This is a genomic window from Aureibaculum algae, from assembly GCF_006065315.1.
Lineage (GTDB): Bacteria > Bacteroidota > Bacteroidia > Flavobacteriales > Flavobacteriaceae > Aureibaculum > Aureibaculum algae.
The window spans coordinates 2,511,933-2,529,180 of sequence record NZ_CP040749.1 but is presented as its reverse complement, the minus strand read 5'-3'; the positions used below and the strand labels follow the sequence as shown (position 1 = coordinate 2,529,180).

The following is a 17,248-nucleotide window of genomic DNA, read 5'->3' as shown; positions in this document are numbered from 1 at the left end:
TTATTTAGCAAGCACTTCTTGCACTTTATCAGCAGCTTCTTTAAACTCAGTAGCAGAAATAATTTCCATGCCACTGTTATCAATTAGCTCTTTAGCTTCTTTTGCATTTGTTCCTTGTAAACGAACTATAATGGGTACATTAATAGCATCACCCATATTCGTATAAGCATCTACAACACCTTGTGCTACTCTATCGCAACGAACAATACCACCAAAAATATTTACTAAAATAGCTTTTACGTTTGAATCTTTTAAGATTATTCTAAAAGCCGTTTCAACACGTTTAGCATCAGCAGTACCACCAACATCTAAGAAGTTAGCAGGTTCACCACCAGCTTGTTTAATCAAGTCCATAGTTCCCATTGCTAAACCTGCTCCGTTTACCATACAGCCCACATTTCCATCAAGATCTACATAATTTAATCCAGCAGCCCTTGCTTCTACTTCAATTGGGTTCTCTTCGCGTAAATCACGCATTTCTGCATATTCCTTACGTCTAAACAAAGCATTATCATCTATAGATACTTTGGCATCAACAGCCATAATTTTATCATCTGATGTTTTTAATACTGGGTTTATTTCAAAAAGCGAAGCATCTGATTCTACATAAGCTTTATATAAAGCTGTAACAAATTTCACCATTTCTTTTAATGCTACGCCTGATAAACCAAAATTAAAAGCAATTTTACGAGCTTGAAAAGGTAACAGTCCAACCGTTGGGTCAATCTCCTCTGTAAAAATTAAATGAGGGGTTTCTTCCGCAACAGTCTCAATATCCATACCACCTTCTGTAGAATACATAATCATATTTCTACTTGTTTCACGGTTTAAAAGTACCGACATATAATACTCTTCTGGCTCATGCTCACCTGGATAATAAACATCCTCTGCAATAAGTACTTGACTTACCTTTTTTCCTTGTGGAGGAGTTTGAGGCGTTTTTAACATCATTCCAATAATATCTTGAGAGATAGAATCAACTTCAGCTAAGTTCTTAGCCAATTTAACACCACCACCTTTACCTCTACCACCTGCATGTATTTGAGCTTTAATTACCCACCATCCAGTACCAGTTTCTGCAGCAATTTGTTTAGCTACTTCCACAGCTTCTTTATGACTGTGAGCTACTCGACCTCTTTGGATTCTAACACCAAAACTATTTAATATTTCTTTTCCTTGATATTCGTGTAAGTTCATTCTTTAAATTTTGTGAATAAGTACTACAAAAATAATAAACCATTTGTTAATTCAGTTAACTTTTAAAATTAATTGCTATTTTCACCAAATAATTGCTCTTTAAGATTATGTAAGGTTTTGTAAACTCTTTAATAATCACTAACTATTCAAATACACTAAATGAAATTTTACCCATTCATTTTACTCCTATTCGTTTATAACATTTGCTTTTCCCAAGCTGTTCCTAAAGAAATTGAAATATTAAAAATTAATGCCTCTCCTGTAATTGACGGTGTTTTAGACGAGCCTTTTTGGCAAAACACAGACCTTGCCAACGATTTTGTTATGTTTGAACCTGGAGATGGTGGAGCTGAAAGAAACAATAAAAAAACCACTGTTAGAGTGGCTTATGACGATGAAGCTATCTATTTTGGTGCAACACTTTATGACGATACTCCCGATAAAGTACCGATGGAATTTGGTAATAGAGATCAATTTGGTAATACAGATTTTTTCCTTATTTCTATCAATCCTAATAATGATGGTCAGAATGATACTGAATTTGTGGTTCAAAGTACCGGGGCTCAAGGGGATGCTAAAGTAGCCAATGGTGATGAAGATTTTACATGGAATGCGGTTTGGTACAGTAAAGTCAAGTTTAATAAAGACAGTTGGGTGGTTGAAATTAAAATACCTTATTCTGCTTTGCGTTTTTCAACTAATGTTGAAACTTGGGGGATAAATTTTTTTAGAAGAATTCACTATATCAATGAAAAATATGTTTGGAATTATATAGATAAAAGTAAAGGAGAAGTTACACAGTATTCCGGATTATTAACAGGCATAAAAAACATTGAAGCCCCTACTCGATTGAGTTTTTCACCTTATGCTTCCGTTTCACTTACAACTTTTGATGGTAGCTCTGAGTTTGATCAAAATATAGGACTAGATATAAAATATGGTGTCAATGAAAGTTTCACGTTAGATGCAACATTGATTCCTGATTTTGGCCAGACCGCTTTTGACGATTTAGAATTAAACTTAGGACCTTTTGAACTTCAGTATGATGAGCAACGAGCTTTTTTCACAGAAGGTACCGAACTGTTTAGCAAAGGAAATCTATTTTATTCTCGGAGAATTGGAAACCGTCCGGTTGACCGAAATTCTGCCGAAGCTGATCTAGCACTTAATGAAGAAGTTACTAACAATCCCGACAAGGTAAATATGCTAAATGCTATTAAATTGTCTGGTCGTACAAAAAAAGGATTGGGTATTGGAATTTTTAATGCGATTACAGAAAAGACTACAGCCACGATTACCAATACAGAAACAGATGAAAAAAGAAATGTTGTAACGGAATCATTAGCGAATTATAATGTATTGGTTTTAGATCAACAGTTTAATAAAAACTCATCCGTAACTTTAGTAAATACAAACGTGACTAGAAATGGTAGTTTTAGAGATGCGAATGTAACGGGACTCCTTTATGATATATCAGATAAAAAAAATCAATATAATATTAAAGGAAACTTTAAAATGAGTAATGTTAAGGAAAATGGAGAAATTTCTGATGGATTTTCTGGATTTTTAGAGTTGTCAAAAACATATGGGAATGTACAATATAGTGTAGGCCACTACAGAAATAATGATACTTATGACATCAAAGATTTAGGATTCATCAATAGAAATAATCGTTCATCTTATTTTGGAGAAATTTCATATCAAATATTTGAACCTTCCAAACACTTTAATGATTATCGCATTTCTTTTGAATCAAGTATTGACTATTTGAATAGTCCCAATTCATATACAGATAATGAGTTTGAGTTAGATGCTTTTTTTATCACCAAAAATAGGTTTGCATTTGGAGGAAACATGGAAACAAATATTGGAAATCTATATGATTATTTTGAACCTAGAGTAAATGGGCGTTATTTTAAACAAAAAGGTATTTTAGAATTAGGAGGATGGATTTCTACTGATTATAGAAAAAAGTTTGCCTATGACATACGCGTAACATACGGGAAAAGATACAGTAGCACTGAAAATTTTATTAGTGTTAATCTATCACCACGGTTCCGATTTACCAATAAATTTCAAATTATTTATGATTTTCAGTATTCCATGCTGAAAAATGAAAATGGATGGGTAAATCAATTAGACGACGCGTCTATTATCTTTGGAAACCGTGATGTAAAGACCGTGACAAACTCATTATCTGGTAAATATAGCTTTACTGTAAAATCTTCGTTGTCACTTTCTTTTAGACATTATTGGTCTCCAGTTACCTATGATCAAAACTTTTATGCATTAAATAACGCGGGTACTTTAGATACCAATGCCTATGTGGCGAGCCATAATATTAATTACAACATATGGAATTTAGATTTGAATTACTCTTGGGAATTTGCCCCTGGCAGTCAATTAGTAGCTTTATACCGAAATAACATATTTAATAAGGATGATATGTCAGATCTTAATTTTGGTAAAAACTTAGACAATCTCTTTGACGAATCAATTGTAAATAACTTTTCTTTAAAATTTATTTATTTCTTAGACTATAATAAGATGAAAACATGGCTTTGATTGAAAACAGAGAAGATAAATATCTAGCACCACATTCCATTTACATTCCAAAAATCAAACTCTAGTTCCTTTTCATATAAAATACAGTTTTTAAATGTGAGTTCTGTTGTACTTCTTGCAATGATAAGAGCAATTGATAAGTGGAATAGTTCATTGTAATCTACAAGACGTTATCATAGCATATCTCTCTAAACATTAACACTAAAAAATAAATAATTATTATGTAGTTTTACGCTTAGAATTTTGATCTATGATAATTGCAAAAAACATTCATAAATATTACGGCGATTTAGAAGTTTTAAAAGGTGTTGATCTTCATATAAAACAGGGGGAAATTGTTGCTATTGTTGGGCCTTCTGGGGCTGGAAAAACAACATTATTACAGATTTTAGGTACACTTGATAAGCCTTCTACAAAAGGGCTAAACAATTCTATAAAATCAAAACTTGAATTAAATGGGCAAGACGTTTTAAATTTAAACGACAGAGGATTATCAAAATTCAGGAATGAACATATAGGTTTTATTTTTCAATTCCATCAATTGTTACCTGAGTTTACGGCATTAGAGAATGTCTGTATTCCTGCATATATAGCTAAGAAGCCAAAAAAAGAAGTAGAAATAGCAGCCAAAAAAATATTAGATTTCTTAGGTTTATCACATCGAGTTGATCATAAACCAAATGAACTTTCTGGTGGCGAACAACAGCGAGTTGCTGTTGCAAGAGCCTTAATTAATAATCCTAAAGTTATTTTTGCCGATGAACCTAGTGGGAATTTAGACACCGCCTCTGCTAAAAATTTACATGAATTATTTTTTAGTTTACGTGATGAGTTTAATCAAACGTTCGTTATTGTAACACACAATACAGAATTAGCCAACATGGCTGATAGAAAACTGGAGATGAAAGATGGCAGGATAGTTATGAGTTCAGAGTTGTGAGTTAAGAATTGAAAAAGATTGAAGAAGATTGAAGAAGGAAGTACCCTAAAGGATTAACGAGTAACGAATGATGATTAACGATTTTTGAATTTTAAAACCTGAAACTTTGAACTTTGAATAAAATAACAATAATCATACTGCTAATAGCCCAATGTACCTACGGACAAACCATTCGGAATTTTTCTAATGAGTTTTTAAGCATTGGTGTAGATGCAGCTGCGTTTGGTATGGGTAAAGCGGTAACGGCGTCTAGTAATGATGTAAATTCCATTTATTGGAATCCAGCCGGTTTAGTTGGTTTAAAAGATTATCAGGGCTCATTAATGCATGCCGAATATTTTCAAGGTATTGCCAATTATGATTATATAGGTTTTGCAAAACCTATTAATGATGAAAGTACCATCGCAGTGGCGGTAATGCGTTTTGGTGTTGATGATATTTTAAATACAACACAACTGATTCAAGATGGTCAAATAAATTATGATCGTGTGAGTCTTTTTTCTGCTGCTGATTGGGCTGTAAACGTAGCCTATGCTAAAAAGTTAATTGTAAAGGATTTAAATGTTGGTGTAAATGCTAAGATAGTAAGACGGAATATTGGTGGTTTTGCTTCTTCTATTGGATTTGGTTTAGATGCCGGACTTCAATTTAAACGTAATAATTGGCAATTCGGATTAATGTTACGAGATATCACTACTACATTTAATGCTTGGTCTTTTGACGATGACGAACTCAATAACATTATTGATATTTACAACAATCTCAATGAAAGTATATTAAACGACGGTAACCCAGATAATGATGATGAAATTATCCCAACAGTTACCCCAGAAAAAATAGAACTCACCAAACCGAAAGCACAATTAGGTATTGCCAGAAAATTTACCATTTCACGTGATTTCAATCTGATAACAGCACTTGATTTAAACATGCGTTTTGCACAAACAAATGATGTTATTTCAAGCTCGTTTGTGAGTGTGAGTCCTGCGTTTGGATTTCAGCTAGATTATATTGGTCGCGTCTATTTAAGAGGTGGTATTAATAATTTACAAAACCAAACAGATTTTGATAATAGTGAATCATTAACGCTAGAGCCTAATTTTGGAGTTGGATTTAATTATAAAGGCATTTCTATTGATTATGCCTTAACAAATATTGGCGGTGCCAGTGGTACATTATTTTCGAATGTATTTTCGTTAAAAGTTGACGTGAGTTATTTTCGTTAGTGGTAAATAGAAATTACATAATTTAAATAAATTCCAAAAAACAAAGAACAAATTTCAAACAATGTCAATTTTGAAATTTTTAAAAAACAAACAAAGTGAAAAGAAGTATTATTTTTATTTTATTCTTGCTATTTATCGTTAATGGTTTTTCTCAACAGATCACCTTATCTGACCAAGCTGAAATAAGTGTGATAACAGTTGACCCAGGTCATAATCTTTACGATACTTTTGGACATAGTGCTTTTAGAGTTAGAGACAAAGTACTAAGAATGGATCTTGCTTTTAATTATGGTATATTCGATTACAATACTCCAAATTTTTATGGAAAATTTGCTCAAGGGAAATTATTATATGATCTCGCGGCATATCCATTTTCATATTTTTACAGAAGTTATACGGAAGAAAACAGAACTATTAGAGAGCAGGTTTTAAATTTATCACTATCAGAAAAACAAGCATTTTTTGATTTTTTACAAAACAATGCAAAACCTGAGAATAAATCCTATTTATATGATTTCTTTTATGATAATTGTGCCACACGATTAAAAGATGTGGCTCAAAATGTACTTCAAGAAAAAGTGGTGTTTCAGACTAACTTTATAGAAGGCAAGGACGAAACCTTACGTAGCTTAATCCACCAGTACGCTCAAAAAAAACATCCGTGGGGTACTTTTGGAATTGATTTAGCCTTAGGTTCTATAATTGATAAAAAGGCCACACCTAAAGATTATCTTTTTTTACCTGATAATATTTACAATACGTATGCGGAAAGCACTATTAATGGTCAACCAATTGTTAAGAAAACTAACGTTTTATTTAAAGCAAAAGATAAGGAAACTAATGGGTTTAAATATTTTACACCTACAATAGTATTCTCTTTAATTGCATTATTGGTTATTTGGATTACCTATCATGATCATAAGAAGCAAAAACGTAGTAAAGTATTAGATTTTACCCTGTTTTTTGTCACGGGACTCATAGGTGTTGTCGTATTATTACTATGGTTTGCAACTGACCATTCAGCAACTAAAGATAACTATAATTTTTTATGGGCATTTATGCCTAATATATTTGTTGCCTTTGTTTTGTTAAAAAAGGAGATTCCAAATTGGGTTAAAAAGTATATACTTTTAGTACTAGTACTTTTGGCTTTAACAGTAGTATTATGGATTCTACAATTTCAGATATTTGCTATGGCTATAATTCCTTTATTAATTTTATTGGCTGTACGATATATCTTCATCTATTATGTTGTTAAAAAGCAGCAATAATACTAGCTTGCTTTAGTTAGCAAGTCGTTATCATTTAAAATCATAATGTTAGATTCAGAAAGTTTATAATATTCTTAAATTTTATTAGAGATAGTATAGACCTAGACAATAATCATAAAAAAAGCACTACTCTTAATGTAGTGCTTTTCTTTTTATATGTTAATTATTATTTATTAGTCGCAAGGACCTAAGTAACAGTCACTGTGTTGGCTTAAATGTTGATATAGAGCATTTACGCTGATACAAATATTATTTCCATTGTGGCATACACTAACTTTCTTTTGATTTTTATCACACCAAGTATAACCATTATCAGATCCATCATTATCATCTTGATTTACATCCGTATCAGTATCAGAACTATTGTCTGAATCAGAATCTGAATTATCATCTGCTCCGCTACAAACTTCAACAGCCAATTCAAGTGTACCTTCAAGATCATCAAGATTATCTAATTGAGTTTTATTACCCTCATAATCTGTAAGAGTTATTGGAAAATAAAAACCAACATAATTTAAGGATGTTAAGGAGTTAATAAATGTGGTCAATTCTTCATCACTATTGATAACTTTTTCTTGAGGATCTTCAACATTTAATAAAAAGCTGATTGGGTATTGAAACATAGTACATTGAGAATCTGATGTAGTATAAGTTGTGCTACTTTTGGTAATAGTAGCATCTGATCCACCACTAACTGCAGCAACCATAAGCCTTAAAACATTAGCGTCACCTTGAACCATATTTTTATCTGATTGATTCATTTCTTCAGAATTATCACAATTGATAAACATTAACAATGGGACAAACATTAAATATTTTAACCCGGTTGTGATTAACTTTAATTGTTTCATAATTTAATTTTTTAGTTTATAATTCGTTGGTTGAATTCAGTTTTTAAAGGAGTTAAAGAATTACACCTTCATATTTATAACAACTCAAGTACTAAAATTCCCCTCAGTAAATTTGTTTATTTCCTATTATATTTAGATAGTTTTAATCCTCATCTTTATTATAAGGGGAAGTACCTTGACTAAAATAGATTTATTGCAATGATTATAAAGGGCGGAGGGGTTAAAGTCATTGTTCGTACAGAAATTCAGTTAATATCTTCTCGATACATTTTCTTTTCAGCTCTCGCTTCTAACAAAACACTCGAAGTGACGTGCAATTATTTGTTCTTAAATGCGGGCGGAGGGGGTAAAGTCATTGTTCAAAACTGTCATTGTATTTTCCTATCCGGAGAATTCGGGAGGGACAGGCATCTGCTTAATTCTAACTCCTATTTGAAAGATTCATCGCTCCATTGTATTCCGCTCTGAATGACAGAAGTACAGGTATTGCTAGTACTGAAACGAGTTCAGTACAGGCTGAATGACAGGTAAAAATAAAGACTGTTAAGTTGTGCTTAGTACGTCAAAATTTAATTATTGGTGATACTACTTAATGAAGATTACGAACTTTGGAAGAAGTCTGATTACTTTCTTCAGTAGATACTTTAACATCTAAGCTTTCATATTCAGAATTGTTTGAAATGTATTCTGTAACTATACTTTTCATTTTAGTAACGATTTCAAATTTATCCATATTATCCAATTTGGATAATTCGATAATTTTATTTTTCATTACTTTGTAATCCACAGGGTCTACCTTGGCAATCATGATTTTTTCATTGTACGTCGGTACTGTATTTTCTTCATTACTCAATAGTTCTTCGTATAACTTCTCTCCTGGACGTAAACCAATAATTTTGATATCTATATCATCAGGATATTTCAACCCTGATAAGTGGATCATCTTTTTAGCCAAATCAAAAATCTTAACCGATTCTCCCATATCGAAGACATAAATCTCCCCACCTTTTCCCATTACGCCAGCTTCTAATACCAAACTACAAGCTTCGCTAATGGTCATAAAGTATCTTGTAATTTCTTTATGCGTTACTTGAATAGGTCCACCTTCAGCAATTTGCTTTTTAAATAAAGGAATTACAGATCCGTTAGAACCTAACACATTTCCAAAACGTGTCGTAATAAATTTTGTTCTCCCTTCATTATTAAGGCAATTGGCATAGACTTCAGCAACACGTTTAGTAGCACCCATTACGTTTGTAGGGTTTACGGCTTTATCTGTTGAAACCATAACAAACTTCTCTACACGATTTTTTGAAGCTAAATCCATCACTGTGCGTGTTCCAAAAACATTAACCCGTACGGCTTCGTAAGGATTATCTTCCATCAACGGAACGTGCTTATAGGCAGCAGCATGAAAAATAATATCAATTTTATAGTTGCTAAAAATAGACGCCATCCGTTTTGTGTTGCTAATATCAGCGACTTCAACAGCAAAGTTTTTAAATTTCTTTCTATGAAAACTTTGTTGCACATTGTACAAATCAGATTCAGCCTGATCTAATAAAATGAGTTGTTTGTATTTATAATTGCCTACTTGATGAGCAATTTCACTACCAATAGAACCGGCTGCTCCTGTAATTAAAATAACTTTACCATCTAATTCTTTTTGTAGAATAGGGTTGTTAATTTTTATTGGTGTTCTATTTAATAAATCTTCAATTTTAACCTCTGTAAGTTGTCCTACATTCAAATCACCATCTATCCACTGGTCCACCGGTGGCACTACTTTTACCTTAACCGGTAAAGGAATCAATTTATCTACAATTTCAAATAGCACAAAAGGTTTAATATTATGTATAGAAACAATAATTTCCTTAATATTAAGGTCTTCTATAATCTCTTTCGTAATTTGTTCAGATGAATATACCTTAACTCGATTGTATTTCTTCCCTTTTTTCTTTTTATCATCGTCAATAAACCCGACAATGTTTGCATTATTATTTAAATCATTAATAATAGCCGCATAGGTTAGCATTCCTGAATCACCAGCTCCATAAATTAATATATTTTTAGAGGGTTTATAATCCGTTACTATTCTGCTTACCAATCCTTTAAACACAAACCTACTAGCAATAAGTACAATCAAATTTAATAAAAAATGTGGTATAACAACTGACAATGGGGGGGCAAATCTATCTAATATACCAAATTCTCGATGTATTAAAATAATAAGCACCATTATTATTAACAGTATCGTTACACCATAAAAAATATTAATAGCATCTCTAATGCCCGTATGTCTAATAGTTCCTTTATAGGACCCTACTATCAAAAAACTAATTAACGCGACCGTTGCAATAACTGGTATTTGAAAAATAAAGTGTTGATTTTCAAAATTAAGTACAAAGTTAAATCTTATCAAATAGGATAGAAAAAACATTTGTAAAACAATGGACACATCAATTAAAAGCACTACCCACCGGGAGACTGCCGTATTTGCACCTTTTAGAAAAAATGATTTTAACATTTTTAAATTTTATTGATATTGAATCAGATTCAGCGTCTGATATTACTTTTTCTTTTCACAAAGGTCGTGAATCTTGCCGTAATAATTAAGATTCTAATATGATTTAATTAAATCTACAATTTCTTGCATATTATCTTGTGTTAGATTAGAACCACTTGGTAAACAAAGCCCTCTTTCGAAAAAATTCTCTGAATTACCATTTAAATAATTTGGGAAATCACTAAAAACGGGTTGTAAATGCATTGGTTTCCAAAGCGGTCTTGATTCTATACTATTATCTTTTAATCTAATTCTAAGTTTTTCTCTATACTCAAAACTATCTGTTAATAATGTAGTAAGCCATCTATTAGAAAAAAAACCTTGTGGCTCGTCTATAAAATATATTTCTTTTACAGTAGCTAATTCTTTTTTATAAAAATAAAAGTTTTTTCTTCTTGCTTTGACTCTTAAATTTAACATTTCCATTTGACCAACTCCAATTCCTGCAGAAATATTTGTCATTCGATAGTTATATCCTATTTGAGAATGTTGGTAATGCGGTGCTTCGTCTCGTGCTTGGGTTGCCAAGAAAAGTGCTTTATCACAATATGCTGAATTGTTAGAGACTAAGGCACCACCACCTGAAGTTGTAATGATTTTATTTCCATTAAAGGAAAAAATGCCAATGTCTCCTAAACTACCCAATTTTAATCCTTTATAAGTAGACCCAATAGCTTCAGCTGCATCTTCAATTACAGGAATATTGTATTTTCTGGATATCATCATTATCTCATCCATTTTAGAAGGCATTCCATACAAGTGAACTAACACTATAGCTTTCGGTTTTTTACCCTTGTTCATTCTGTCTAAAATAGAGGTCTCTAGCAAATGAGGACACATATTCCATGTTACATTTTCAGAATCAACAAAAATCGGAGTAGCCTTTAAATATAGAATCGGATTTACGGTAGCTGAAAAGGTAAATGTTGAGCAGATTACTTCATCACCTTCTTTTATACCCAACAATATTAAAGCTAAATGAATGGCAGCTGTACCTGAAGTTAAAGCAGTGCATGCTTTTACATTTATATATTCACAAATCTTGGATTCAAAATCGGTTATATTAGATCCATATGACGATGAAATCATATTCTCAGCAAAAGCTTTATCAATATATTTTTGCTCTTGACCTGAAAAATGTGATGGTGATAATGGAATTCTGTAGTTCATTCAATTATTTAAATTTGAAAGTTATCATTTTATATTGAAATAATTTTATAGAATCTATTTGTTTATCTATTCTTTTGTAATACAAAATAATGAAAAAATATTTATAAGTACTATATATCAACATATTAATAATAGTGTTTAATAATGACATATATTAAGGGGGCCTTAAAAGAATTTATTTTTCTTATATCACATGATTTTTGATATAAATGATAAGCATGTAACCCACAAACATTAAGCTCTACAGCCCCCTCACTTCTCCCCATAACCTTTGAGATAAAAATTCGTTTTAGAAAATCTTAAAACAAAATTGAATCTGTTTAAATAAGTTAGATAAAAGATCTGAAATTACTTTTCCTTTTTAAAAAGGTCGTAATTAATTGTGAAAGTTTTTAATTAATGTTCTATTCTTTTATAATATGAAATTGCTAGAAAATATGCAGCTCCTAATGTACCTATTGTAAATGCAATCAATGAAAATTGAATAGTCCAACTCGTTTTATAAGTATATAAAATTACAATCACTATTAAAAGCTGTAGAATTGCATAAAAGGAAGAAACCTTTAGATGACTCCATTTTGAAACATCGACAAATTTTTGGTACAAATGGTGACGATGAGCTTCTGAAATTTTTTCTTTTCTAGACATTCTTAAAAAAATAGTAAAACTGGCATCAATGCCATAAATCACAATTATTAAAATAATAATGGGTGCATTTAAGGCAATCATAAACTTAGCTCCAAGAAAAAATATTAATGTAGCTAAGGTCATACTACCAATATCACCCGCAAACCATTTTGCTTTTTTTCTGAAATTTAAAAATCCGAAGACCACTAAGCTTAATAAAACGAATACAATTAAATTATTAGCTACAATTTCTTCTTTTATATTAATCCATAAAAATCCGCTTAGAACAATAATAGAATATAAGCCCGTCATTCCATTTAAACCATCCATAAAATTATATAGGTTGAAAAAACCAACTATAACTATGGGTATTAAAATTAATAACCAAAAAGGACTTGTAAGTAAACCAAGTTGCCAAATCAACAAAAAAGCTGTGCTAAAATGAGCGATGAGCCTTATCTTGGGACTTAGCATAATTAAATCGTCAATAAAGCTAACTGCTGCAATTAGCGAAACAGCCAAGAAAAATGGGGTGTATTCAAAATTAGACGTAATATAAAAGATAACAATAGCCAAATAAAAGATTATACCTCCACCTCTGATGGTTGGCTCTACATGCGAGCTTCTTTGATTGGGCTTATCTATTATATTAAAATGATCAGCTACTTTCAAATATATAAAAGCAAGTACAAAAAGGATTATAAAAACTATAGTGTAGGTTAACAACATCTAATTATTTTCTTTTATAGACTTCTTCTATTCCGTTAAGCATTTTTTGAGCCAACAAATCTTTATCAAAATTGGCTTTGGCATATTCATGAGCATTTCCTCCCATCTTAAGAACAACATCCTCGTTATCTGCTAAATAAATTAATTTTTTAACCAATTCATCTTCGTCGGTGGCACTTACTGTAAAACCGGAATTGGTTTTTTCTAACATCTCTTTTATCCAACCAAACGTAGATTGAATTACGGGTACGGAAGCCGCCATACTTTCAAATAACTTATTGGGTGAAGATGTAGCTAGCATAGGTGTATTATTTAAAGGTATTAGCGATACAAATGCATTTTTTACATAATTTACCAAGTCATTTTTCGGCATTAAATCTAAAAAATGAATATTTGAAATCGTTTCTGACTTTTTCTTTAAAGCTTCTTTTAATTGACCATCACCAATTAATACAATGTGAATATCACTTCTATTCAATTGAATTAACTTAAGTGCGGCTCTATATAACAATTCAGAATTATTAACCATTCCTATATTACCCGTATAAATCGCAAATTTCTTATCTCTTAACTCAGGAAGAGCAATTTCTTTTTTAGGTGAAGAAAACAAATCTATATTGGCCGAATTAGTAACGGAGATTACATTTGTTTCAGGAAATCTATCGAGGATATTTTGTTGCATTCCAGGTGATAATGCTACTACCAAACTGGACCTTTTATAACACCATTTCTCAAAAGCATAAGACATTTTTTGAATAATCTTATTCTTTAAAACTCCCAATTCAATGGGGCCCTCAGGCCATAAATCTCTTACTTCAAAAACAAACTTTTTTCTTCTAAAAATATTAGCAACTAGTCCAGGTATACCAACCGTTATAGGACCTGAACTCGCAATAACAATGTCACCCTTTAAGGTAAAAGCATAATAAATAGAGAAAAAACTATACACTAAAAAGGTGTAAATACGTTTTAAAAAAGACTGTTTATTATCAATCTTTACATTGATAATTTTAAGTTCAATACCATCAATAGTTTGGTTTTCTATAAACTTAGTTGCATTTATATCTGATTTTGCGTAAACACTTGTCACCACAATAACTTCATGCCCCTGCTCTACCCATTCTTTTGTAAACTCATAAACACGTGTTCCATAAGACCCTTTTGGTGTTGTAAAATATTGATAAAAATAGATGATTCTCATTATGAAATTACTTTAATTTCGGTTCTTACTTTTTCTGTAAATAAAACAACAACTTTTTTTGCAATGATAGTGGTATTAAATCCGTTGGCAAAATGATAGTCTTCAATTTTTAGTTGATTATAGTCAAAAAAAGTCATTTCTATATTGTTAACTATTAATTTTTCATCTTCAATCAGTTGAACACTACAGTCAGGATGAAAATGAAAATGTGCTTCCCCATTTTCATCTGGTTCTATTTTATCATGAATATTTAGAATATCATTGTCTAAATTGAATGTTCTGGTATGTGTACACCCTTTATAACCATTATGAGATGCTATAATTTTTGTTGGTGTATCTAACTCTAACTTTACGTTGGCTCGTTTTGCAACTCTAAATCCTGACCAAACCTGTGAAGAATTTTGTTGATGTACAGTTACTGTGTTATGATAGCCAGTAGAACGTTCGCGTTCTCGTATTTTATTTATTTCGTATGTAGATACGGCAGGGTCAACAATAATAGAGTTATTTTTAGAATGATATACAAAACTGAATGTATCTGCATGGGCATGACCTGGTTGATAATCAACTGCTAATTTTCCAACATCCATAAAAACTTCTAAAGTTTCATTAGAAAATTTACGATATCCACTATCTCTTAATTCAGTTACACTCCATTTTAAATTTAATTGCTTTGCATATGTAAATAATTGTGCTGAGCTCAATGCAATTTTATAAGCACTATCATTAACCATAGGTATGCTACCATTATTAAATGTTACCGTTTGTAACCATGACAACATTTTGATTGCCTTAGCCTCTAAAAGCACTATAAATTCTGAGCTTACACTTTTTTTATTTTGATGTGCTAAATAAATACAATCTAATAACCGATGCAACAAAATTTTATGATACATAGGTGAAAGTTCAAAATGGGCACCATCCTCCAATAGCTGCTCATTTAATTCTTGTTTTAATAATTTTGATGCGGTTGATGATAATTTTTTATCATTAAAATAAATACCTCCAAAAAATAGGGCAAATGCATTTTCTAATAAGTGATTTCCTAATATATGAAACTCCAAATTATGAAGTAAAATTTGAAAATGATTGTATAAAGTTTGATTAATTTTTTGATTCGAAATTTTATTTTGAGATAAGAATTTAATCCAATTAATAGTTCGTAAAGATATGGGATACGGATCTTTACCATCTTTTAACTCAACATCTTGTTTGATATAATCTTCTATCAGAGCGATCCCCTGTTCCCTAACGAAATTTTCTTGATTTAGAAAATCGAAGTAATTTAGATTATACGTCCATAATTTGCCATAATCATTATAATTCCAATTAATTTGTGATTGAAAATCATGTTCTATATTTAGAAAATTAAACCTTTCTTCACCTAAATAAGATTCTGAATACAATACTTTATTCTCCCAATTTATCGATTTTACACCTGTTGGCAAATTCTTAGAATACGTTCTTTTAAAGAATTTATTTCTTACAGCATAAAAAAGTCTGAAGTAAATCTGTTTAAAACGTAAATGCTTTACAGTATTGTAGATTAATTTAAGTTTGGTAAGATTCACGTAATAGTAGTGGTTTAAATACAAATTTACGAAAAAAAATAGTGTTTTAGTTCCTTATTATCTAAAAGTCAAATTAGACCTAAAACACTTATTAATCTCAATACAATCTATGATTACAAATAATTTCAACCACTCATAAAACATCGGTAAGTACGCCGACGATTTACAGTAGAAATAATGTATTTATTATTTCTATTAGTTTGTAATCATAGTGAAAATGTATATGTACACCGTGGCTAAGCCCTTTCTATTGCCATCAAATCTGCAACAATACGGCTTGCGGTGTTACCATCCCATAAATGAGGAATTTCACCGACTTTCCATTCTCCTTTATGCAATTTTTCCATATATGGAGCCACATTTTTAGGATCTGTACCAACCAATTCATTCGTGCCAATAGTAATCGTTTCTGGACGCTCGGTATTATCACGTAAAGTCATACAAGGCACCTTCATTACCGTGGTTTCTTCTGTAATACCCCCAGAATCAGTAACTACTGCAAACGCATGTTTTACCAAATAATTAAATTCTAAATACCCTAATGGCCCAATCATGTGTAAATTGTCAGCCTGAATACCAATTTGTTCTAATATTTTAGCAGTACGTGGGTGTACTGGAAAAACTAAAGGCATCCCTTTTGCTCCTTTTACAATTTCGTCAATTAAAGACTTTAATTTTTGTTCTTGGTCAACGTTTGCAGGTCTATGTAAAGTCATTACAAAATAGCCCTTTTCTTTTAAGTTTAATTCAGAAAATACTGCAGGTTGCTTTAAACGAGGCATATTTTTCAATAAGGTATCTATCATGGTATTGCCTACATATCTGATTTTACTTTCGTCATGCCCCAATTGACGTAAATTTTCATTGGCCACTTCTGACGTAGTATAGAATATATCTGTAATAGAATCGGTTACCATTCTGTTTATTTCCTCTGGCATGGTAATATCATTAGAACGTATTCCTCCTTCTACATGTATTACGTATACCCCTAATTTTTTTGCGGCAATAGAACACGCCATCGTAGAAGTAACATCACCTACAACCAAACAATAATCAGCCATATCTTTTAATAATAAAGCTTCATATCGTTCCATTATTCTTGCTGTTTGTTCGGCTTGAGTACCAGACCCCACTTCTAAATTTACATCAGGATCAGGGATACCTAATTCTTCAAAAAAGCTACCTGACATTTTTTTATCATAATGCTGTCCTGTATGAATTAATCGGTATTGAATGTTGTCTTTTACTTTTTCTAATGCCTCAATAATTGGAGCTATCTTCATAAAATTGGGTCTTGCTCCTGCTATAATGTCTAGTTTCATGTATTATTGTTT

The 17,248-nt window shown here is 31.3% G+C and carries 12 protein-coding genes; 4 read left to right on the top strand and 8 right to left on the bottom strand.

Translation table 11 applies throughout. The annotated features are described in order from the left end of the window. Positions 1-1,197 (bottom strand): ADP-forming succinate--CoA ligase subunit beta, encoded by a 1,197-nt coding sequence (gene sucC, locus FF125_RS10475; protein ID WP_117880677.1) that lies wholly within the window; start codon positions 1,195-1,197, stop codon positions 1-3. A gap of 159 nt (positions 1,198-1,356) precedes the next feature. Here sucC and FF125_RS10470 point away from each other — a divergent pair, with 159 nt between their 5' ends. The 4 genes from FF125_RS10470 (at position 1,357) to FF125_RS10455 (ending at position 7,199) form a co-directional block, all read left to right on the top strand. Further along, positions 1,357-3,762: a DUF5916 domain-containing protein gene (locus FF125_RS10470; protein ID WP_138949721.1), complete on the top strand. Its 2,406-nt coding sequence runs from the start codon at positions 1,357-1,359 to the stop codon at positions 3,760-3,762. A gap of 250 nt (positions 3,763-4,012) precedes the next feature. Beyond that, complete coding sequence (locus tag FF125_RS10465; protein WP_138949720.1) at positions 4,013-4,702, top strand: ABC transporter ATP-binding protein; 690 nt, start codon at positions 4,013-4,015, stop codon at positions 4,700-4,702. Positions 4,703-4,815: 113 nt separating this feature from the next. Then, on the top strand, positions 4,816-5,928 hold the full coding sequence (locus FF125_RS10460) for a putative type IX sorting system protein PorV2 (protein WP_138949719.1): 1,113 nt from the start codon (positions 4,816-4,818) through the stop codon (positions 5,926-5,928). 95 nt (positions 5,929-6,023) lie between these two features. Continuing rightward, positions 6,024-7,199 (top strand): lipoprotein N-acyltransferase Lnb domain-containing protein, encoded by a 1,176-nt coding sequence (locus tag FF125_RS10455; protein ID WP_138949718.1) that lies wholly within the window; start codon positions 6,024-6,026, stop codon positions 7,197-7,199. A 173-nt stretch (positions 7,200-7,372) separates the two neighbouring features. Here the strand turns inward: FF125_RS10455 and FF125_RS10450 are convergent, their stop codons facing one another. The 7 genes from FF125_RS10450 to wecB all read right to left on the bottom strand — a co-directional run bounded on the left by FF125_RS10450 (position 7,373) and on the right by wecB (position 17,236). Beyond that, positions 7,373-8,050 (bottom strand): hypothetical protein, encoded by a 678-nt coding sequence (locus tag FF125_RS10450; RefSeq protein ID WP_138949717.1) that lies wholly within the window; start codon positions 8,048-8,050, stop codon positions 7,373-7,375. 589 nt (positions 8,051-8,639) lie between these two features. Next, positions 8,640-10,577: a polysaccharide biosynthesis protein gene (locus tag FF125_RS10445; RefSeq protein ID WP_138949716.1), complete on the bottom strand. Its 1,938-nt coding sequence runs from the start codon at positions 10,575-10,577 to the stop codon at positions 8,640-8,642. A 93-nt stretch (positions 10,578-10,670) separates the two neighbouring features. After that, positions 10,671-11,786, bottom strand: coding sequence for a DegT/DnrJ/EryC1/StrS family aminotransferase (locus FF125_RS10440; RefSeq protein ID WP_138949715.1), 1,116 nt, complete (start codon positions 11,784-11,786; stop codon positions 10,671-10,673). Positions 11,787-12,182: 396 nt separating this feature from the next. Further along, positions 12,183-13,142, bottom strand: coding sequence for an MraY family glycosyltransferase (locus tag FF125_RS10435; RefSeq protein WP_138949714.1), 960 nt, complete (start codon positions 13,140-13,142; stop codon positions 12,183-12,185). A 4-nt stretch (positions 13,143-13,146) separates the two neighbouring features. Beyond that, positions 13,147-14,343 carry a glycosyltransferase family 4 protein gene (locus tag FF125_RS10430; protein WP_138949713.1) on the bottom strand — a complete coding sequence of 399 codons (1,197 nt, stop codon included), beginning with the start codon at positions 14,341-14,343 and terminating at the stop codon, positions 13,147-13,149. Further along, positions 14,343-15,914 carry an alginate lyase family protein gene (locus tag FF125_RS10425; protein ID WP_175418907.1) on the bottom strand — a complete coding sequence of 524 codons (1,572 nt, stop codon included), beginning with the start codon at positions 15,912-15,914 and terminating at the stop codon, positions 14,343-14,345. The genes FF125_RS10430 and FF125_RS10425 overlap by 1 nt, the downstream gene beginning before the upstream one ends. Positions 15,915-16,150: 236 nt before the next feature. Then, positions 16,151-17,236 carry a non-hydrolyzing UDP-N-acetylglucosamine 2-epimerase gene (gene wecB / locus FF125_RS10420; protein ID WP_138949711.1) on the bottom strand — a complete coding sequence of 362 codons (1,086 nt, stop codon included), beginning with the start codon at positions 17,234-17,236 and terminating at the stop codon, positions 16,151-16,153. Positions 17,237-17,248: the final 12 nt, after the last annotated feature.